At 51.9% G+C, this 20261-nt stretch carries 18 protein-coding genes; 2 read left to right on the top strand and 16 right to left on the bottom strand.

Annotation, left to right across the window (positions count from 1 at the left end; translation table 11 throughout):
* Positions 1 to 162 precede the first annotated feature (162 nt).
* From AC0YOA_RS02395 to AC0YOA_RS02450, 12 genes are all read right to left on the bottom strand, one after another.
* Complete coding sequence (locus AC0YOA_RS02395; protein WP_475785241.1) at positions 163 to 1086, bottom strand: aldo/keto reductase; 924 nt, start codon at positions 1084 to 1086, stop codon at positions 163 to 165.
* A gap of 150 nt (positions 1087 to 1236) precedes the next feature.
* Positions 1237 to 1692, bottom strand: coding sequence for a VOC family protein (locus AC0YOA_RS02400; RefSeq protein WP_475785242.1), 456 nt, complete (start codon positions 1690 to 1692; stop codon positions 1237 to 1239).
* Between the two features lie 104 nt (positions 1693 to 1796).
* The gene (locus AC0YOA_RS02405) at positions 1797 to 2249 is read right to left on the bottom strand and encodes a VOC family protein (protein ID WP_475785243.1); all 453 of its coding nucleotides are present in this window, start codon (positions 2247 to 2249) and stop codon (positions 1797 to 1799) included.
* 90 nt (positions 2250 to 2339) lie between these two features.
* Positions 2340 to 3587, bottom strand: coding sequence for a DUF6807 domain-containing protein (locus AC0YOA_RS02410; RefSeq protein WP_475785244.1), 1248 nt, complete (start codon positions 3585 to 3587; stop codon positions 2340 to 2342).
* A gap of 36 nt (positions 3588 to 3623) precedes the next feature.
* Positions 3624 to 4802, bottom strand: a complete 1179-nt coding sequence (locus tag AC0YOA_RS02415) for a Gfo/Idh/MocA family protein (protein ID WP_475785245.1) — start codon at positions 4800 to 4802, stop codon at positions 3624 to 3626.
* Positions 4803 to 5017: 215 nt separating this feature from the next.
* Positions 5018 to 5863 carry an AraC family transcriptional regulator gene (locus AC0YOA_RS02420; protein ID WP_475785246.1) on the bottom strand — a complete coding sequence of 282 codons (846 nt, stop codon included), beginning with the start codon at positions 5861 to 5863 and terminating at the stop codon, positions 5018 to 5020.
* 109 nt (positions 5864 to 5972) lie between these two features.
* A complete protein-coding gene (locus AC0YOA_RS02425) occupies positions 5973 to 7964 on the bottom strand; it encodes a YjhG/YagF family D-xylonate dehydratase (RefSeq protein ID WP_475785247.1) in 1992 nt (663 codons plus the stop codon).
* A 23-nt stretch (positions 7965 to 7987) separates the two neighbouring features.
* Complete coding sequence (gene gucD / locus AC0YOA_RS02430) at positions 7988 to 9454, bottom strand: alpha-ketoglutaric semialdehyde dehydrogenase GucD (protein ID WP_210043843.1); 1467 nt, start codon at positions 9452 to 9454, stop codon at positions 7988 to 7990.
* 63 nt (positions 9455 to 9517) lie between these two features.
* On the bottom strand, positions 9518 to 10396 hold the full coding sequence (locus AC0YOA_RS02435) for a fumarylacetoacetate hydrolase family protein (RefSeq protein WP_475785248.1): 879 nt from the start codon (positions 10394 to 10396) through the stop codon (positions 9518 to 9520).
* 200 nt (positions 10397 to 10596) lie between these two features.
* Complete coding sequence (locus tag AC0YOA_RS02440) at positions 10597 to 11370, bottom strand: IclR family transcriptional regulator (protein ID WP_475785249.1); 774 nt, start codon at positions 11368 to 11370, stop codon at positions 10597 to 10599.
* Positions 11371 to 11660: 290 nt separating this feature from the next.
* Positions 11661 to 12422, bottom strand: a complete 762-nt coding sequence (locus AC0YOA_RS02445) for an SDR family NAD(P)-dependent oxidoreductase (protein WP_475785250.1) — start codon at positions 12420 to 12422, stop codon at positions 11661 to 11663.
* 98 nt (positions 12423 to 12520) lie between these two features.
* Positions 12521 to 13099 carry a TetR/AcrR family transcriptional regulator gene (locus AC0YOA_RS02450; RefSeq protein WP_475785251.1) on the bottom strand — a complete coding sequence of 193 codons (579 nt, stop codon included), beginning with the start codon at positions 13097 to 13099 and terminating at the stop codon, positions 12521 to 12523.
* A 239-nt stretch (positions 13100 to 13338) separates the two neighbouring features.
* Here AC0YOA_RS02450 and AC0YOA_RS02455 point away from each other — a divergent pair, with 239 nt between their 5' ends.
* Positions 13339 to 13764, top strand: a complete 426-nt coding sequence (locus AC0YOA_RS02455; RefSeq protein WP_475785252.1) for a VOC family protein — start codon at positions 13339 to 13341, stop codon at positions 13762 to 13764.
* A gap of 152 nt (positions 13765 to 13916) precedes the next feature.
* Here the strand turns inward: AC0YOA_RS02455 and AC0YOA_RS02460 are convergent, their stop codons facing one another.
* The 4 genes from AC0YOA_RS02460 to AC0YOA_RS02475 all read right to left on the bottom strand — a co-directional run bounded on the left by AC0YOA_RS02460 (position 13917) and on the right by AC0YOA_RS02475 (position 17618).
* Positions 13917 to 14909 carry a phosphotransferase enzyme family protein gene (locus AC0YOA_RS02460; protein WP_475785785.1) on the bottom strand — a complete coding sequence of 331 codons (993 nt, stop codon included), beginning with the start codon at positions 14907 to 14909 and terminating at the stop codon, positions 13917 to 13919.
* Between the two features lie 408 nt (positions 14910 to 15317).
* Positions 15318 to 15794: a heme-degrading domain-containing protein gene (locus tag AC0YOA_RS02465; protein ID WP_475785253.1), complete on the bottom strand. Its 477-nt coding sequence runs from the start codon at positions 15792 to 15794 to the stop codon at positions 15318 to 15320.
* Between the two features lie 112 nt (positions 15795 to 15906).
* The gene (locus tag AC0YOA_RS02470) at positions 15907 to 16527 is read right to left on the bottom strand and encodes a glycerol-3-phosphate acyltransferase (protein ID WP_475785254.1); all 621 of its coding nucleotides are present in this window, start codon (positions 16525 to 16527) and stop codon (positions 15907 to 15909) included.
* Positions 16524 to 17618: a glycosyltransferase family 2 protein gene (locus AC0YOA_RS02475; protein ID WP_475785255.1), complete on the bottom strand. Its 1095-nt coding sequence runs from the start codon at positions 17616 to 17618 to the stop codon at positions 16524 to 16526. The genes AC0YOA_RS02470 and AC0YOA_RS02475 overlap by 4 nt, the downstream gene beginning before the upstream one ends.
* A gap of 265 nt (positions 17619 to 17883) precedes the next feature.
* Between AC0YOA_RS02475 and AC0YOA_RS02480 the strand changes: the two genes are divergently transcribed.
* Complete coding sequence (locus tag AC0YOA_RS02480; protein WP_475785256.1) at positions 17884 to 20211, top strand: helix-turn-helix domain-containing protein; 2328 nt, start codon at positions 17884 to 17886, stop codon at positions 20209 to 20211.
* The last annotated feature ends 50 nt before the right edge of the window (positions 20212 to 20261 follow it).

Genomic DNA, 20261 nt, shown 5'->3' on the forward strand with positions numbered 1-20261 from the left:
GATTTCTGTCATGACCGATGAACCCGTATATTGTCCTTTTTACCGGTGCTATTGCCGAAAAATGCCGGGCAGGACGGAAGCTCGCGGATGCGCGCTCTTCGTCCTGCCCGGCATTTTGTATCTCATCGAACAATTCCGATATGCTGCTTGCCTTCGCTTATTTCACTCCAATCCGCGCCAGCCGGCGCCCTCCGCTGTCTCCTTCCACTTGCTGCGAATAGACTGGAACTGATTCTCCGGCAAATCCCCCCGACTGGCAAGAGCTGCATTCACAGCCCACCGTGCAGGATTGACGGTACCGACAATAGCGGTATGAACGCCGGGTACGGACAGCGTGAACCGAAGCGCAGCTCCAATGGATTCCTGCTCATCCGCTTCGAGAAAGTCATAGTTCAACTGCCGCATCCGCTCCCAGTAGGCGTGAAGATACGGATTATCCGGCTGATTGGCGAATTTCCATACGGCATTGGCAATCGGCCTTTTGGCGGTAACGCCGAGACCTCGTTTCAACGCTTCCGGAATGGTCAGCTGAACCGCTTCCTGATCTGCGACATTGACCGAGGTCATGAGCGAGTCAAATGCGCCGCACTTGACGGCGTACAGAGCGGCATCCTGGTCTCCGCTGTAGCCCATATACCTGATTTTCCCCTTCTCCTTTGCCCGCTGCAGCACTTCGATCACTTCACCGCTGCGCAGCTGCTCCTCCGAGCAGGTATGCAGATGGATCAAATCGATGTAGTCCGTCCGCAGACGCCGCAGGCTCCGGTCAATGCTCAGCTCCAGCAGCTTCGGGTCCCAATGCGGGAGGTCGAAGCCGCTGCTGTGTCCGCATTTTGTAAACAAGTAATAATCCTGGCGCCTATGCGACACCGCGCTGCCAATAAGCTCTTCGCTGTTATTGTAGCATTCCGCGGTATCGATCACGTTCAAGCCCGAATCGAGCGCGATGCCCAGCAGCTTCCCCACCTGTTCAACGGTTGCTGCAGGCGATCCGCGCTCAGGACCGCCCAGCCCGCCGATCTCGCCGCCGCCGAATCCGAGCACGCTTATGTCCATGTCCGTATTGCCGTATCTTCTCTTCTCCATGACGGATTCACCCCACTTCCATGCCGATATATGCGATCAACAAGAAGAAAACGGCTCTGCCGTCCTATGGCGGCAAAGTTAGTTTCTTCCCTCCGAAATAGAAGCAAAGTATAGAAGAATTTTAACCCTTCTTAAATTTTGAAAAAGACCTTACTTGTCGTTTTCCAGCAGCTCCAGTACGACTTTCAAATCCTCATTGGCATCGATATATGCATATCTGCCCCCGGTATACTCGCCTTTTTGCAGAAGCGGCATATTATTTCTCTCCAGCACAAGTATCTTTTCCTTCATTCCTTCCACCACAAAAGCAATATGATGAACGCCTTCCCCGTTCTGATCCAGGTCGTTCCTCCACGTGCTCGGCTCAAGATCCGGCTGAATCAGCTCAAGCTCAAGGGATGGACCCACCTTGAAAAAACAAAGCCTCGACCGGGCCTGTGACGGTTTTCCCAAGTACTCCGTCTGCGCTTCCTCATACGTCCCTGTTGTAACGAAACGGGGTTCAATTCCCAGAAACTTCGAATAGGCTTCTGCCGTCTTCTCGATATCATGCACCAGGATGCCGATTTGTGTCACCGTGTTTGTTCCGATAAGTGGATTTCCCATAATAAGCTCAGTCTCCTTTATTGGTCTTATTCAAGATCCGATGATTAATAATCGCCAAAATCCGGTGAATCCAAAAACTTTCAGACGCTTGCCCTTCAATGGACTTATGATTGCGCGCCGGGCTTGATATTGAGAATGACGCCAAGCTCCTTCACGCTGTCCATGAACGTATAGTTGCCCCCCGGGTATTCGCCGTAATGTCTGATCGGGACGCCCTTGCGGGCAAAATATTCGATGACCTTCTCCCGGTCGCTGACCGTAAACCCGATATGGTGCACCCCTTCGCCGTTCGTCTCCAGAAATTCCTTCCAGGAGCTTGGTTCATCGTCAGGCTCGGTCAGCTCCAGCACGATTTGACCCAAATCAATGACGGCCAATTTAGCACGGGTCTTGGTCGGGTTGCCTCTATACTGCGTGTGCGATTCTTCCTCCGGCAGCGTGCTGAAAATTTGCGGCACCTCTATGCCGAACAGCTCGGCATAATTGGCGGCTGTCCGCTCGATATCCTTCACGACCAGCGCAATCTGGCATACGGCATCTTTATTGATGATTCCCAAGTCAATTCCTCCTCGTCTTGCAGTGCTCCGTACTTGATAGTCCAATACCATGCGCTGTGCCGCTTCAATAGAATGGCTTGTTTCCCTTGACTAGCACCACTCCGGCACTTCCGGGTTGGCGTACTCCCGGTAGCGATCCTTCACTTTGCCTGCCTCCACATCTCCCAGATGCAGATAGATGCGCTGCCGGAACCCGAGCGAATCGCCCGATGGAAGGGTGTGGCCGCCCCAGAAATGAAAGTTCGAAGATGTGAACGCACCCGCATCCCGCACAAACCATTTGGTAGAGAATGCCCGGTAATCCGGGTGGACCATTATGGCGATTCCGCCGTTGAAAAATCCTTTGTCCGGTATGCCATTATTCCAGGACACATTGAGAATGCTGCCGCTGTAATCCACCCAATCCGCCTCGGTGCCGAAAATCTCCCCTTCGCCTTTCTTGCCGGTTGAGGATGTAATCGTTCCCGACAGGAAGCCGCACATTTGCTCATTAACACGGATGAAAGGAAATCCGCCCTCCTTGGTCGGCCCGAATACGACCGTACCGTCGGTTGCAAGGAGCTCGCTGTGCACATCGACATACCGCTGCTCCGGCGGAAGATTGAAGATACGCATCGTCCTGACCTCCTGCAGCAGCCGCTCGCCCTTATTGGACAGCCAGTCAATGCAGACTGACAGCTGACCGAATACCGGCCCTCCCGTCAGATGCAGGAAACGGCTGTGGGATTGCCTGCCTTCCTTGGCAAATTCATGGTAGGCCTGGTGGCCGTTCACCTGGTCATGGCCCCACCACAAGCCATGATGATGCAGATGATCGTCGGGAGCGTCCTGAATCAGCGTCTTCGCATGTGGTCCGATCATCGGGTAGAAATAAGGCTTCATCATATCCCGGGAATACAGATACCTCGTAAATAATTTGCCTTCGATCCGCACCATGACCCTGGCATTCTCCGGCTGATGGTCCAGATAGACGCCTTTTTTCCGGGATAGGGGCTCATCCGCGTCATCCGGCTCCTCATGCCGTTCAAGCTGGAATAGATGCCCGTCTGTTCCCGCATCCGGGACATTCTGCACCAATACGAACAGAGAGCGGCGCGGCGTCAGCGTCTCCGGATTTCCGTCGAGGCCGAAGCCTGACAGCTGGCAGGGGAGCGAGAAGCCGCCTGCGCTTGCAACGGCTGAGAGCGCTCCTCCTTCACCCTGCCATTGCAGCAGCTTCTCATAATCGTTCTCTTCCAGAGGAATTTCCAATACAGTCGGCTGAATCGCAAGCTCCGCGCCACTCAGTACAAACCGGTATTCAAGTCCGGATTCGGTTGTGCCATTAACGGGATTCATTTGTAAGGTCCCTCCTTGTCTCATCTATTGGTTCCGTTATGCTCGGCCGTCGCCTGATTGGGCATAATCGCTGCCGAGTGTGATCGCATTCTGCGCGAACCCGGTTACTGAGTTTTTCTTCTCATAATAATGCGGCGCATTGGCCAGAATGCCTTCCCTTGTATAGAACAGGCTGTCCGGACCAAGCGGCAGGGAAACCGTCTGGCCTGTCGATGCCGCCTGATAAATCGCCGTAATCAGCTCCAGCGTTTTGCGGCCTTCATGCCCGTCAACCAGCACCTCGCGCGTCCCGTTCCCGATTGCCGTAAAGATGTTGTCGATCTGTCCTGCGTGGCCTCTGTAAGCAAGCTCCGGGATCGCCTGGTAGAACTGTTCGATCTGCTGCTCGAGCTCTTCGTTTCTCACCGGGAATCCGTTCTCCTTCGACAATGAGGCATACAGCTTCCACGGCGCCGACACCCGGGCCTTCTCCGTCTGGAAAATCAGCTGCTGCTCCTGTCCGTGATGCACGACGGAGCTGGTGATTTGTCCCAATGCCCCGTTCGGATAGGTGAGAATGGCGATCGACAGATCCTCCACCTCGGCATTGTCATGGGAGGTATTGCTCATGACGGCCTGTACCTTCTCCGGCATTCCCATCATCCACTGGAACATGTCGATGTGATGGACCGCATGGTTGAGTGTGCAGCCGCCGCCCTCCTTCTCCCACGTCCCTCTCCACCATAGATCGTAATAGACGTAACCTCTCCACCAATACGATTCGATCTGCGCATGCACGACCTTGCCCAGCATTCCCGAATCCAGCACTTGCTTCAGTTTCTGTATGGAATCATTGAAGCGGTTCTGGCCGACGACAGACAGAATCTTCCCGGATTTCCGGGCCGCCTCAAGCATCCGGTCGCATTCCTCCAGCGACGAAGCCATTGGCTTCTCCACCAGAACATGCTTGCCGGCTTCAAGCGCATCTATCGTAATGTCGGCATGGGTATACGGCGGCGTGCAGATTGAAACCATGTCGATATCCGGGCTTTTCAGCAGCTCCTTGTAATCGCTCTCAACTCTGCAAACAAGGCCATACTTTTCTCCAAGCGCCTGCGCTTTTTGAGGATAGATGTCGCTTAAAGCAACGATTTCACAGCGGTCGCCAAGCGATATATAGGCCTTCAAATGTGTCTCGGCAATTCCGCCCACTCCGATTATAGCTATGCGAATCATCAGCTCAACCCCTTGTCTTTCCATATTTGCTTTGATTAAGAAACGTATTCTCCCTTATGTGTTAATTATAAAGAAGTCAGGCATGATTACTCGCCAGTCCTTGTTTGATTATGGACATAATTTGCTGTATCAGGAACGTAAAAAGCACAAAAACTCCATATCCGGCATGGCAGAGGAAGCTGTTCAGGCTTTCGGATATGGAGGTCGGCGCCCGGTTAATGATATAAGGTTTTGCGCAGATGGGATGGTGTGTATCCCTTGGCCAGCCGAAAAAACCGGTTGAAGGTTCTGACGCTGTTGAAGCCGCACTCATACGCAATCTCGGCAATCGGCATTTCGTCGCTGATAATCATGTCCTTCGCTTTATTGATCCTGAGTATGTTCTGATAGGTTTTGAGATTCATTCCCATAACCTTATTGAATATCCGCGAATAATAATACGGACTGACGTTCATTTTACCGGCGATTTCATCCAGCGATATATGGTTCATGTAGTTTTCTTCGATGAACAGGAGTGAATCCTTGATCAGCTGAATGCTGGGAGAGCTATTCTCCAATTTCCGATCGCCTTCCTGCCTGGGAAGATGCCTGAGAAAAAGGCCGCACAGCTCCAGAAACTTCCCCTGGATATAAAGCTTGTAGTAATCCTCCTGCCGCGTCACTTCATTATAGAGACAATGAAAGAGCGCCGCGATCTCATCGTACAGCTTCTGACCCTGGTCTCCCGTTTGCAAAATGGACTTTTTCTCGATAAACGGGCATAACATATTTTTTTGCCAAGTCCCCTGATTATCGATGCTGTCGGGTAAGAATTTGATCAGAATGACGGAGTTAGCGCTTTCAGAAGTATAATAATGCATGCTGCTGCTGCCGCAAATGGCGATATCCCCTGCGTGCAGAGTCCGTCTCTCCGTATCGATTCCCACTTGAAGCGTGCCTTCCAGAACCAGCATAAATTCGACATCGACATGCCAGTGCGCCAGAAAATTCAAATTTTGCATCTTGATGGCATTCAAAGGAATTAATTCGTAGCTGCTTTGATTTTCATAGATTGCTTTCATACACCCTCATCCTCAGTAAACAATTTGGATTTGCTTTACCAAAAAATGATCATGCGTGCATTCCGCTGTTGAAAATCTCTGACGGCGGGGAAAAAAGCCTGGCAGACGGTTATAGCGCCGGTTCTTCAGCGGCCAACGCCCGCTTGCCTGCCTCCAGTGTACGCAGTATGAGCTCCGTATCGTATACGCAGCCTCGCCAGGTTCCTCCGCTGACAGACTGAAGCGCCGCCCACAGCCGGGTATCATCCGGCAGATCCGAGTCCTCCGCAAGCCCGGGATGCGGGGTTCTGGAGTCAAGCTCGGCTGCCCCCTGTTCGGGCGTTCCAGGATTTTCGGCGCTGCCAACCATATGAATGGACGCCTCAAGATTTTGCAAATCAACCCGGATATCGATCCAGTCGCCATCTCTCAATTTGCCGACCGGACCGCCCGCCAGCGCCTCGGGACCGATGTGGCCGATGCATGCGCCGGTGGATACGCCGGAGAAACGGGCATCCGTCAGCAGCGACACCTGATTACCGTAGGAAAGATGCTTCAGCGCCGAGGTCAGCTGGTAGGTCTCTTCCATACCCGTTCCCAGCGGGCCCCGTCCGATCAGCGCCAACACGTCTCCGGCTTCAATGCCGCCCGTCTTGATCGCCCGGATGGCCGCCCGTTCCGTCGTGAATACCTTGGCTCTACCGATATGCCGGAAGACGCCGCTGCCGTCCACCACAGACGGATCGATCGCCGCAGACTTGATCACGGAGCCTTCCGGAGCGAGGTTGCCGGTCGGGAATGTCACCGTCGACATCATGCCGGCAGCGCGCGCCCGCTCGGGGGTATAAATGACGGTGTCGGGGTCGATTCCCTCCGACTCAAGCAGGTAGCGCCTCATCCCGGCGCGCCTCTCCGATGCTTCCCACCAGTCGAGCACCGCGCCGAGCGTCTGTCCCGTAACCGTGAGCACCTGCTCATCCAGCAGTCCGAGCTTGCGCAGATGCAGCATAACCTCGGGCACTCCGCCTGCCAGAAACACCATGACGGTCGGATGATATTCCGGCCCGTTGGGCAGTACGCTCACGAGGCGCGGCACGGCACGATTCACCTCCGCCCAGTCTTCTGCGGTCGGCACCCGGAGCCCTGCGGCATGGGCGATTGCCGGAATGTGCAGCAGCAGGTTCGTCGAGCCGCCGAACGCCGCATGCACGACCATCGCGTTGCGGATGGCGGCATCCGTCAATATCGCTGCGGAGGTCAGCCCCGCCTCCGCGAGATGAAGCGCGGCCCGCGCCGACTGGCGGGCCATCTCCAGCCAGACCGGCTGCCCGGACGGGGCAAGCGCCGCATGCGGTACGGTCAAGCCGAGCGCCTCGGCAACGACCTGGGCCGTTCCGGCCGTGCCGAGAAACTGGCAGCCGCCGCCGGGTGTCGCGCATGCCCTGCAGCCAAGATCGGCCGCTTCCGCCAGCGAAAGCTCGCCGTTCGAATAACGGGCGCCAATCGTCTGAATTTTGCCGGCATCCTCGCCATTCTCCGGCGGCAGCGTCACCCCGCCGGGCACCACGACAACCGGGAGCCCGCGCATCCCGGCCAAGGCGATCATCGACGCCGGCAGTCCCTTGTCGCAGGTGGCTACGCCGACCACTGCCGATCTTGTCGGAAGCGAGCGAATCAGCCGCCGCATGACGATCGCCGCATCGTTGCGGTACGGCAGCGAGTCGAACATGCCGCTCGTCCCCTGTGAGCGCCCGTCGCAGGGATCGCTGACATAGCCCGCGAACGGAATGCCGCCAGCGGCGGTAATTTCATCCGCGGCCTCCTTCATCAAGAGGCCGACCTCCCAATGTCCGGTATGGTAGCCAAGCGCCGCCGGCGTCCCGTCTTCATTGCGGATACCGCCCTGCGTGCCGAGTATCAGCACCTGCTTGCCGAGCAGCCGGGACGGGCTCCAGCCCATCCCGACATTTTGCGTCCAGCCGAACAGATCGCCGCTCGGCGATTCCCGGAGCAGCTCCGGGGTCAGCGGCAGTGAGCCTGCCGGTCCCGGAGCGTGAGTCTGCACGCGGAAATGCTGCTTCTGATCGCCCATGATATGTTCAAAGTTTGAATCCACAGCCATCCTTCATTCCCCCTATGGCCTTATTACGGCTTGATGAACACCGTCTTGATCGAGGTGAAAAATTCAATTGCCGCCTGCCCCTGCTCTCTGGAATGAGAGCTCGACTGCTTCATGCCGCCGAACGGAGCCTGCAGCTCCACGCCAGCCGTCTCGGCATTGACCCGGACAAGCCCCGCGTCCATCTCCTGGACGAAGTTCAGGATGTTGCCGATATCCCGTGTATAAATAGAAGCGCTGAGCCCAAAGTCCGTATCATTCGCAAGGTCAACCGCAGACTCGAAATCAGCCGCTTCGATAAGCGTCAGAACAGGACCGAAGATTTCCTCCTGGGCGATCGCCATCCGGCTGGTCACCCTGTCAAATACGGCCGGAGTGACATAGAAGCCGTCCGCCAGTCCGGCTTCATCCGGGCGGTCTCCGCCGTACAGCAGTACAGCTCCCTCTTCCTTGCCCTTCTTGATATAGGAAAGAACAGTTTCGAGCTGCTTCTCGTTCGCGCATGGTCCAAGCCATGTTGAAGCATCCATGCCGTCCCCGACCTTGAGCGATTTGACCTTCTCCAGCAGCTTCTCCTTGAAGGTTTCGTACACGTCGCGAACCACAATCACACGGCTTGTCGCCGTACATTTCTGTCCGGTGGAGCGAAGCCCGCCGCTGATTGTCGCTTCCACAGCCAGATCGAGATCGGCATCCGCGGCGATGATGATCGGATTCTTACCGCCCATCTCCAGCTGATATTTGGCGCCTCTCTTCAAAGCGGATTGGCCGACCTGCTTGCCGACTTCGTTGGACCCGGTGAACGTTAGGCCGTGGATGCCGGGATGGGAGGCAATGCCCTGCCCGATCGTACTGCCGCTGCCGACAACCATATTCAGCACACCCGCAGGAAATCCCGCGTCATGGAAGCATTCTGCGATCTTCGAAGCGGTCACCGCCGTCTCGGTAGCAGGCTTCCATACGACCGAATTGCCGTAGATCAGCGCCGGAGCGATCTTCCAGACGGGAATCGCCACCGGGAAGTTCCACGGCGAGATAACGCCCACGACTCCGAGCGGCATGCGTGTCGTGAACATGAATGCATCCGCGTCGGTCGAAGGAATGACGTCGCCGATCTTCCGCATTCCCTCTCCGGCGTAATAGCGGAGAATCGCCACGCCGCGCGCTGTCTCGCCTTTCGCCTCGGGGAACGTCTTGCCCATCTCCCGCGACATCGTCTCCCCGATCTCGTCAAGGCGGCTCTCCATAATATCCGCGGCTTTGAACAGCAGAGCTCCCCGCTGTGATCCTGCGAGCTTTCTCCATGGCCGCTTGGCTGCTTGGGCCGCTTCCACAGCTTCATTCAGATCCGCGTTCTGCGAATCCGGCACATATCCGACGACTTCACTCTTCCGTGCAGGATTAATGCTGGCTTGACTTCCGCCGCCGACAGACGGTTTCCATTGTCCGTTAATATAATTGCCAATATTCTTTGCGTCTTGATTGGAGCTCATCGTATCCATCTCCTCGAATCATAGTTTTAGGATAACTGTATGAAGATCATTTAGGATAACGTATTAAGATGCGGCGATTGCCGTATTCACAAGAGTGCCGATGCCTGTAATCTCAATTTCGATCCTGTCGCCGGCAGCCAGCGTAAACTGGTTAGGCGGGACGATGCAAGTGCCCGTCAGCAGAACGGTCCCGTCGAACAGCACATTGTCCTTGGCCAAATATCCAACAAGCTCATCAAGCCTGCGCTTCAGTTGGCCCGTGCTTGCCGATTCCTCGACGACCTTGGCCCCATCCCGGTAAATCCGGCATGTAAGGGTCAGATTGTAGGGATCCGGCAGCGTTTCAACAAGACGTATCGCCGGGCCGATGGAGCAGGATTGGCGCCATATTTTGGCCTGCGGCAAATAAAGCGGATTCTCGCCTTCGATGTCGCGGCAGCTCATATCATTGCCGGCCGTATACCCGACAATCCGTCCGCCGCTGTCCAGCACAAGAGCAAGCTCAGGCTCAGGCACCTGCCAGGATGAGTCGCTCCGCAGGCATACATTGTCCCCCGGCCCTACTGTCCGCGCGGCCGTCGACTTCATAAACAGCTCCGGCCGCTCCGCGTCATACACTTTATCGTAGAATGTTGACGCGTCCATGCGTCCGCCTGTCGCTTCATAATTGCGCGCTTCCTTGCTCCGCTCGTAAGTGACGCCGGCTGCCCATACCTCAGGAGCCTCAATCGGCACAATCAGCTGCAGAGAGGCGAATTCCACATTCAGCGGCGAAGCTCCCGCAATATTCCGGTTTACCGCTTCGGATACCCCTGCCCCTTCCCGGTCCGCCCGGCGCACCAATGCCATAAAATCAGGGTCCGGCAAAGGGTACACTTTATTCTCGTCTGTCACAGCGGCAAGTGCCGGAACCCCATCTTTCATAAAACGGATCACTCTCATACATCCAGCTCCTTTGTTTGATATTATAAAACTCGATTCTATAGTATAGGGAAAACAGTTCCTGCCTGATGACTTCGTCAATGAATTCCCATGAATCGAATCGCAAGCCAAACAACTGTCAAAAGTCTCAAGAATCATATGAAGCGTTTTCAGAAAAGATACCGGCTATCATTAATCTCTTCCAACCCCGCAAGATGCTCCTACACATGGGATGTCCGGGAGCGGTAACCCAGCTGAACCGAGATCTGCCTGGCTTCTTCCAGCAAAAGGGTGACGAATTCCGACAGCTTCGCCTCATCAACATGAGATACAAGCGTGGAGATGCTTACAGATGCAACGGCGTGGCCGCTGTGGTCGAATACCGGAACTGCGGCGCAGCGTACGCCCGGCTCGTTCTCTTCGCGGTCGTACCCGATCCCTTCCTCCTTCACCTTGGCGATTTCCGCCATGAAAGCTTCCTCATCCACGATCGTGAGAGGCGTATGCCGGTTGAAGGAATATCCCTTCATCAGTTTGGCCAGCATGCCCGGCGGCTGGAAGGCCGCAAGAACTTTGCCGACTGCGCTGCTGTGAAGCGGAACCCTGCGTCCGATCCGGGAATAACGAATCACCGCTTTCTCGCCTTCCACCTTGTCGATATAAACCCCTTCCGCTCTGTCCAGCACGACCAGATGGGCGGTTTGCCCCGTCAGCTCCGACAGTCTGCTCAGATGCGGCCTTGCCGTTCCGCGAATATCCAGACCCTGCAGCACCAGCTGCCCCTTCTCTACAAGCCTCATACCCAGCCGGTATTTGCCCGATTCCTCATCCTGGTCGATATAATCATGCAGCTTCAAGGTCTTGAGCAGAGAATGAACGGTACTTTTGTGCAGGTTGATCTGTTCGCTGATTTCGGTGATTTTCAATTCCTTGTTCTGATCGTCAAACAAATCGATAATTTTCAATGCACGGTCCAGAGCCTGAATGATGGGCACAATGATCAGCCTTTGCTTGTGTACTATATTATAAAACTCAATTCTATAATATAACTCAATCTTAGCAGAGGATACCGGCTGGCGTCCAGCCTGAACATGCAAATTTTGTGTTCAGCTTGCCGGATCGATATGGAATATTGAAAATTTGACAAAAATGATCCTTCATGTAACCGCAGCCCATTCATCCAAGGGATCAAATAAAACCAGGGACAATTAGCCTGAACGGGCCTCTTACAGCAGTACTTTACATACTTAATAGTCAGCTTGGAACAAGAATGACTATTGCTTGCTCATCGCCCTCCGGTTACGCGTATTGCTTCTCCGGTTGCGTAGCTATTGGCTTTTGAGCCGAGGTAAACAATAAGATTAGCGGCATCCTCCGGCGTGCCCAAGCGTTTTGCAGGAATGGTCTGCGCATGTTTGTTCAAAACCTCCTCAGGAAAAACCGAAGAATTCGTTTCCGTTAAAGTAAAACCCGGCATCACCACATTCGAATAAATCCCCTCCTCCGCAAGCTCAAGCGATAATGATTTGCTGAAGCCAAGCAGTGCGGATTTACTCGCTGTATACGCGGTTCCGCCCGCCATGCCATCCTCGGCTAGATTTGACGAGACATGGACAAGTCTGCCCCATCCCCTGTTTCTCATATAGGGAAGAACCGCTTTAGTCACGAGGTAGGTTCCTTTCAGATTCTGCTCGATTACCGAGAACCAGCTATCTGTTACCGTATGCTCAAACGGTTGAAATTTCGGTGCCGCTCCTCCCCAGAAAACCGCGTTATTGACCAATACATCGATTCCGCCAAACTCTTCTCCCACACCTTCTATCGCCTTCTGGATGCTTTCGCTGTTATCCAGCTTTAAAATTACGGCCTGGCAGGAAAGTCCCTGCTCCCGTATTTCTTCAACTGTCTGCGACGCTGCTTTATAATCATGAGCGTATGTGATGATAACATGGGCCTGTTCCGCTGCAAACTGCTTCGCTGCTGCCTTGCCGATTCCTTTGGAACCTCCTGTCACTATCACTATTTTGTCCTTTAATCCCATATTCATTGCGTTCATCTCCTATCAATTGTATTATTAAATAGACCGATCTACATATTTATTGCAAAAATGAATGCATCCGCAATCATCTTTTCCAAGCTTTCTGTTTACTCCGCGTCCCGTGTATGTTCGAGAAGTATTCTTATTTCCCGCGCAATCTGCATAAGCGGCTCCGAGCTTCGGTTTATGCGGCATAATATGATCGCTCCGTCGATCGAGGCTGTAATAAACGTAGAGATTTGCGCTGCACGGGATGCGGAAAATCCATGTTCCAGCAGCATATCCTCATATGCAGATTTCCATGAATCATATGTCCTTTTGCACGTTTCCCGTAATTTTTCGCTGGTATGGGAGGTTTCCAACGCTACGGATGCAATAGACCCGGCAATCACACAATCGGAATCGTCAAACTTTTTGGCCAGAAAAAGAAAGATGGCATAAACACCCTCAGTGAGTGAGCCGGCATTATTGAGGATTCTTCGCGTTTGTTCGGCAACTCCCTGCCCAAGCTTATCGATGGCTTCGGATACAAGCTCTTCTTTGCCATTAGGAAAATGATGATACAGGGATCCCCTTGGGGCGCCGCCTTCCTTAATAATTTGATTCAGCCCTGTGCCGTGATAGCCGTGCATTTCAATCAAACGCGTTGTCGCTTCGATAAAACGTTCGCGTGCGGATTTATCCATGGATTCATTCTTCCTCCAATTATGAAGATCGGTCTACATTGAAAATATACGATCGGCTGCCGAATGTCAACACCGCGATAATTTTCTTTGGACTTGGGCATCATGTTCTTGCGAATATTTTATATTGATGACAAGCCCTGTCACTATTAACGGCTACAATGAGAATAGGTTCAGCTGAGCTAGCAGGAGCGAGCGTTGTTGAATAATAAAAATCAAGAAAACAAGGAGCTGTTTTATTTATGACATTGCAATTTATCCCTTATTTGATGATGGACGGAAATGCTGAGGAAGCCATTCAATACTATGCACAAACGTTGCATGCCAAAGTCCTGTTCAAGCAAACAGTTGGCGAAGGACCGGATAACCCTGATTCCCCATATTCGGAAGAAGAAAAGAAACGCATCGCCCATGCAGTCCTGAAGGTCGGAGAAACGGACTTTTATGTCGCTGACCTTCTGCAGGGCCTGTCGCCTGGTGGCGGGAATCAGATTACCATTTGTTTGACGACGGAAGACAAGGATCAGGCAAAACAGGTTTACGATTCCCTGCAGCAGGAAGGTCATGTGATTATGCCGCTGCAGGAAATCTATTTTAGCCCTGCATATGGGATGGTAACGGACAAATTCGGCATCACCTTCCAGATTTTCACGAAGCGGCAGCAGTAGTTTCTTACAGACGATTCACCGCTGCGTTCAATGTACGGCGTGTCGGGCGGATATACAAAGAGGCTCCACGCGGACAATTATGTCCGGGGAGCCTTATTTGCTGTACCAGTGGAACAGCCCCTTGTTTTGAAAAGCGACTGAAACGTGCTTCCTTAAATACTCAATCCAAATTGAATCGATTCATTAATCATCGACGCTGCCAATCTCTCTCTCAGCTGGATCAGCCATTCCGGCTCGTTCTCCCACTTCTCCGCACCGGATCTTAGAATGCGCGCATATCCATATAAGTTGGCAAAACGTCTGCAAGCAGGCATCAAGGACTCCATATCCGGGGAGATATCGAATTTGGTGCGGTATCCGTCCATGAAGCATTTTTTCGCATGTTCAAAACCTTCAACGGGAATATAGTCCTGCAGACTATCAAGCGCCTGCTCAATATCCATCGCATACCAATGGTACATCGCATCATCAAAATCGATGACATTGCAGGACTTCGTCGCTTCATCATAAAATACATTATCGTATTCAAAATCATAATGAATAAGCCCATAATTCCGATCTGTTACGGGAATAATAGCAAAAAAATTCCGCAGCAGCCTTGTTTCCGCAAGAGCTGCTGTCTCGTGCGGGAAATCCGATAGAATTTCCTCAATCCAATCGAGCACATCAAGGTAGGACCATCTCTTATGCCCGTCAGGCACATATTGACTGGAGAGCTGGTGCAATTGTCCCAATGCCTGGCCATGGCTGATAATAATATCGTCTCTGAAATCGGTCCTGTTCAGCTGCACGCCAGCTACACGCTTGAATACGGAAGCATAAAACACACCCCATGGAGTGTCTGCCTCTACCAGCTCCTCTCCATTCCTGGAGGCAACCGCCTCCAGAACGCCATAGCTGTTGGCCTTCAGGTAAGCAATGAACGCAAGCTCAGCCCGAATATTGCCTTTATCCTTCTCCGTTTTTGGAGCAAATCTTAAGAGCCGGGTCTTGCCTTCCCATGAGAAAGGATAAATGGCATTTGAAGATATCCGGTAATACTTGAACATATCCGTAGATTCGCGGTCGAATTCCCAATTTTTCAACAGCATTTCCGCTGCATTCACATTATCGAAAAGATATTTCAACTTCAGCAATATACACATCTCCTCATCATTTACCAACAAAATCGTCTTTCCCGGGTTTTGCATTTTTTGCGCGCAAAAAAAACCGCAAGGGCAAAGCCTGCGGTCTGTATCATCAGCAGCGCTGTCCTTATACGAGAGCAGACTCAATCAGGTCTGCCCGCATTATTCAGTTAAGGTTCACCTTTATAGTATCAGTCATCCTATTAGCCCGGCGTTTCATGCCGCTCACTCCCTTCCATAAAAAACGAGTCTTTTTCATCCTACCTCAGACTTCGGGTGGAAGCAATTACTAAATTTTCAAACGGAGCTCATCCTTCCCGCCGACGCGTTCGTCGATAGGCGTGCATCAATAGAGCCTTTCTGGTTTTTTAAAAAAAACCAGTCCTAACACGAATAACGTGTCAGACTGGTTTCGCATTTCAAGATTTATTGCGCAGTCTCCAGGAGAAACTCCTTAATCACAGAAGTAATCATCCCGTGATCCTCATCACCGGGCAGCCCCGATACCGAGATGGTGCCGACAATGCCTTCATCCTTCAAAATAAGCGGGAAAGCGCCGCCTTCAGCCTTATAAACATCCGGGTCGAGGCCCGAGGCTTCCACCTTGGATCCGGTCGATTTCAGAAATACATGCATATAATACGAGCTGTGGCCGAAATGGCGGACGACGTTGTTTTTCCATGACACCCAGCTGTCATTATTCGAGGAGGTGCCGTCCAGCCTGCTGTAGAATAACAGCTCGCCGTCTTTTCGAATATCGACAATGAGGGACTTGTTTTCCCTTATCGCCTTTTCGATAATCCTGCTCCCAACCTTGTAGGCGGTATCATTCGTGAACGAGGAGAACACAAGCTCAGCTTCCTGCTGCAGTAAGGTTTGTAATAAAGTATCGTATTGTTCCAAAGGGGCACCTTCCGTTTCTGGTATATTGGTGTTTCCTGTTTGTCATTATACACGCAAAAGACCGTTTTAACGAGTGAAATCGGGAGCATTTCAGCCTTCCTTCTGCTGCCTGCTAACGAGCTCCCGGTTCATTCCTCATCCTTCTGAAGAACGTGCTCAGCTCGCGTCTGTGCGTATAGACGAGCAGCAGGAAATTACCCAGCCAGCACCACATCACCGGAGCGGGAAAGTCCCTTATATATAAATAGGGGAAAGCCAGCAGCATGCCGAATACGACCTGAAAGCTGTCGGCCTCCGAGGATGTCGGCCTTCCTTTGCTGATTGTTCTGGCTATGATCAGCAATACGGCCAGGATGATGGCATAAACCAGGGAGAATTCGAATTCGGTCAAGCCGCTCCAAACGCCAAATGTGACCGCAATCGCCTTGCCTCCCCTGCCCTTAAGAAAGGGAGAGAACGCATGTCCCAGAATGGGAGCCGCGGCAATGGGAACAATCCGGAAACCCTGCACAGCCGCACTCCCCATCAGGAGGGCAATGGGCAGATAGCCTTTCAGGAAATCAAGCGCTACGCCCGCGGCTCCGAGCCGATAGCCCGAAGACTGCCACAGGTTCAGCGCTCCCGGATTTCCGTCGCCAATTTCTTTCAGGTTCTTGCGGGCTGCAAGCCCCAGCCAGTAGGAGAACATAAGAGATCCCGATATAAAAGCGACGGCCGTCCACCATAGGGTCATTCATCCATTCTCCTTCCCACCTTGATGTGTCTGCCTTTCCAGGCGACCTTGCCGTGGAAGACAACCCTGTAAACCGAATATAGCATGACGAATAGAAAGAAAAAACCGGATACGGCATGAAGTACCGGCATTACTTTGCCGAAGCAGCCGACATGTCTGACGAAGTAAAAGATTTGCAGCATGTACAGCAAGTAGCCAATCAGCAGCGGAAGCCCCCATGATGTGTGCCACATGAACAAGGCTGCCTCCGAAACGATCAGCCCGACAACCCAAACGGCGGTCAACGTGATCGTTCCAGCCTTCAGGGCGGATGTGCTTAGAGCGGCTCCCTTCGCAAAACCCTCGATTTCATGCCGAATGCCCCCCGGATACATCCGGAATGAAACCAGGCCGGATCCGATAAAATTGACGACGGGAATTCCTGCCTGTGCATACCGGGCTCCCAGATTTAAATCGTCCAGCAGCTCGGATTTCACGCTTTGATGGCCTCCAATTTTCTCGTAATCCTCCCTTGAGGTCAGAATGCAGGAGCCGTACAGACCTTTCCTCGGGTTTGTATTCTCAAATGGCGACATAAATGCAAAGACGCCCAAAATATTTGTAATCATCGCCAGCTTCTCATAAAATTTCACGGTATAGTGGTAAGGGACTACGGAAATAACGCCGCCTGCCCGCTCCCTTGCATGTAATAAGGATTCCAGCGCTTTCGGCTCCAGCCGGATATCCGCGTCAAGAAACGCGATCAGATTGCCTGATGCTTGCTGATAACCATTCCAGACAGCCCAGTTCTTGCCTGTCCATCCCTCCGGCAGCTCGGAGTTCCGTATGACCTTTACCCCATAGCTTTCGGCTATTGCTCTCGTGCGGTCATGCGAGAAATCATCCACGACGATAATCTCATACGGCAGGCAGGTCTGACTTCGAAGTGAATCAAGAAGATGCGGCAAATTCGCTGCTTCATTCCGCGCCGGAATGATGACGGAAAGCCTTCCGTACCCAGTAATCTCCTCCCGCCTGGCCGGAATCGTAGTTTTCCGGAACAGCCAGAAGCCCGACAAGAGTCCGATTACAACTAAGATTATTATCCCCATTTACGCGGCTTCCTCCATTTGAACAACATATAGTTTAATATATGTCTATAGGCCCAAAACCAAAACCAAAAAAGAAAACCTGGAATGATAAAAACAAGGTGAATTCAACCATTCGATGTAGAGGCGATGCGTGGATATTGCCGATTCTGTACAAAAGATTGTACCACTCTCGATTGTCATTCACTACTATATTGTTTATATTAAGAAAGCATAAAACGGGAGTGAGCAGAGAATGTGGAAACGGTTTCTCAGGAGAAGAAGAAGCGTGATTCTTACGTGGATGTTCTCCTATTTGGCCATATTAACAGTACCTGTTTTGATTAGTATATTCGTTTATTACGAATCCCAGGAAACATTGAAGAGTGAAATTCATCGGGCAAACAATGTTTTATTGAAGGAAGTCAGGGAAGTTATCGATAACCAGGTCCAGAACGCAGAGCGGCTGACAACAGAGCTTACCTGGAATGTCCGCATCCGGGGATTTATGTATTCAAATTTGTACAAAACACCGGAAGGTCTGGATTCGGGCCTCTATGACCTGCACCAAACCGCCAAAGAAATATCGATCTACCAGTCGCTCTATCCTTCAATCAGAGATTATTACGTCTACTGGAAGGAGAACGATCTCGTATTCCAGCCCGGCGTTTACCGTACCAGCCGGCTGGCTTATGAGACCATTCACGGGAATGAGAAGATATCCTATGAGATATGGCTGAATCTGCTGCAGGAGAAGAATACAGGTCGTTTCGTCAAAATGGAGAATAAAGATCCTTCCGCCAGCACGCTTGCTTACATTCATTCCTTCCCCAGCGACAGATTGGGAAGCTCGCCGGGGGCAGCTGTTGTACTGCTTGACACCTCGCAGCTGATGCAGACAATCCGGAATGTCCAGGATTTCAGCAGCGGACAAGTATTGGTTCTGAATCAGAATAAACAGGTTCTTGTTTCTACGGAGCAAAACAGCAATCCCTTATACGTATCGGATCTGGCTCTCACAGGCGATTCCGGTTCTTACTTCGGCGATTACGAAGGAAACCGATCCGAATTCATGTATATCAAATCCCGAAATTCAGAACTGGTCTATGTTACCGTGGTGCCTGGCTTTCTGTTCTGGAAGAAGGCCGATTATTTGCGGAATATTACGTATATCGGCATGCTTGTCAGCGTGATTGGCGGGTTGCTGCTCACGATTGTTTTCCTGTTCAGGAACTACAGTCCGATCCAGCGGCTGCTGAGGATGCTGAAAATCCCGGAGAAAATGTCTCCGCTGCTTGCCGGCGATGAGTTCCTGCATATTCAGCATGCCATATCGAACACCTTGAACGAAAAAGGCAGGATAGAAATCAGAATGACCCAGCAATCCTATATGCTGCGCGCGAATGTTTTGGCCCGCATGTTCAAGAACAAGCTGGATAATCAGCTTCCTCTCGATGAATCGCTTGCCGCGTTCGACATTCACTTTCAATCGGACCATTTTGCCGTGATCCTCTTCTATATGGATTATGAGAAGTTTATTGAGCATCTGGAAGGAATTCCAAGCTTGAATAAGCCGAAGCTGATGCAATTTATCGTGACCAATATCGTGGAGGAGCTGGCGGGAGAGAAGCATCAGGGATTTGTTTGCGAAATTGATGACAGTATGGCTTGCCTGATTAATTTCACTCCGGGCGACTCCGAGCGTCTGCAGGAGGATATTCGCATGCTGGCTGAACAGGCGCGGCAGTTCCTGAGAGATCATTTCAACATCCATACCATCGCTTCGATAAGCGGGATCGCCGATTCCATTGAAGGAATCTCTCAGGCTTACAGGGAGGCCGTCGACACCATGGAATATATGATTGTAGTCGGCAATCGGGAGCTCGTCATTTATGACGAACTCCACCGGGAAGAGCAGGAGCAGATCCAACTGAGCTATTATTATCCGATACAGGTGGAACAGCAGCTTATTAATCACCTCAAGGCAGGAGACGCAGAGAAAGCCCTGTACATCATTCAGGATATCATTTCCAAAAACATGGAGCAGTCCAAGATATCGGTTTATTTGATTAAATGCCTGATGTTTAACTTGATCAGCACACTGATCAAGACGATCGGAGAAATCGGCGATGTGGAAGAAAACGGCTTCCTGAATAGTACAAGCCGAATCACGGCGTTGATGAACTGCGAATCGATTAAGGACATGGAAGTCCAATTGTCAATCGTCGTCCATGATGTTTGTGCCTATATGCTGTCCAAGCGGGAGCAGCAGCAGAAATCCTCCCGCAATCAGGCTCTTGAGCAGCGCAGCTCCGATATCGTGGCTTTCATCGCGGACAATTACAAGAATGCCAATTTGAATATCTCCATGATTGGCGAACACTTCGGGATGACCCCGACCTATCTGTCAAAGCTGTTCAAGGATCAGACAGGAAAAGGCCTGCTGGACACAATCAATCATGTGAGAATGGATCATGCCAAGTCTCTGCTTCGGGATCAACAACATACCATCAAGCATGTGTCCTCGCAGGCGGGATTCCATGATATCAACACCTTCATTCGTACATTCAAGAAGTTCGAGGGCGTCACTCCCGGACAGTATCAAAAGAATTTATAGCATGGCTCAGAGGCTTTTTAGCCTCTTTTTTGTTCCTTTTTACCGGTATT

The sequence above is a fragment of the Paenibacillus sp. JT22N12 genome, from assembly GCF_056269365.1.

Bases quoted from the DNA above. Each gene is read 5' to 3' on its own strand.
- AC0YOA_RS02395 (WP_475785241.1), bottom strand. From the start codon at position 1,086: ATGGAGAAGAGAAGATACGGCAATACGGACATGGACATAAGCGTGCTC.
- AC0YOA_RS02400 (WP_475785242.1), bottom strand. From the start codon at position 1,692: ATGGGAAATCCACTTATCGGAACAAACACGGTGACACAAATCGGCATC.
- AC0YOA_RS02410 (WP_475785244.1), bottom strand. From the start codon at position 3,587: ATGAATCCCGTTAATGGCACAACCGAATCCGGACTTGAATACCGGTTT.
- AC0YOA_RS02415 (WP_475785245.1), bottom strand. From the start codon at position 4,802: ATGATTCGCATAGCTATAATCGGAGTGGGCGGAATTGCCGAGACACAT.
- AC0YOA_RS02420 (WP_475785246.1), bottom strand. From the start codon at position 5,863: ATGAAAGCAATCTATGAAAATCAAAGCAGCTACGAATTAATTCCTTTG.
- AC0YOA_RS02425 (WP_475785247.1), bottom strand. From the start codon at position 7,964: ATGGCTGTGGATTCAAACTTTGAACATATCATGGGCGATCAGAAGCAG.
- gucD (WP_210043843.1), bottom strand. From the start codon at position 9,454: ATGAGCTCCAATCAAGACGCAAAGAATATTGGCAATTATATTAACGGA.
- AC0YOA_RS02435 (WP_475785248.1), bottom strand. From the start codon at position 10,396: ATGAGAGTGATCCGTTTTATGAAAGATGGGGTTCCGGCACTTGCCGCT.
- AC0YOA_RS02445 (WP_475785250.1), bottom strand. From the start codon at position 12,422: ATGAATATGGGATTAAAGGACAAAATAGTGATAGTGACAGGAGGTTCC.
- AC0YOA_RS02450 (WP_475785251.1), bottom strand. From the start codon at position 13,099: ATGGATAAATCCGCACGCGAACGTTTTATCGAAGCGACAACGCGTTTG.
- AC0YOA_RS02455 (WP_475785252.1), top strand. From the start codon at position 13,339: ATGACATTGCAATTTATCCCTTATTTGATGATGGACGGAAATGCTGAG.
- AC0YOA_RS02460 (WP_475785785.1), bottom strand. From the start codon at position 14,909: ATGTGTATATTGCTGAAGTTGAAATATCTTTTCGATAATGTGAATGCA.
- AC0YOA_RS02470 (WP_475785254.1), bottom strand. From the start codon at position 16,527: ATGACCCTATGGTGGACGGCCGTCGCTTTTATATCGGGATCTCTTATG.
- AC0YOA_RS02475 (WP_475785255.1), bottom strand. From the start codon at position 17,618: ATGGGGATAATAATCTTAGTTGTAATCGGACTCTTGTCGGGCTTCTGG.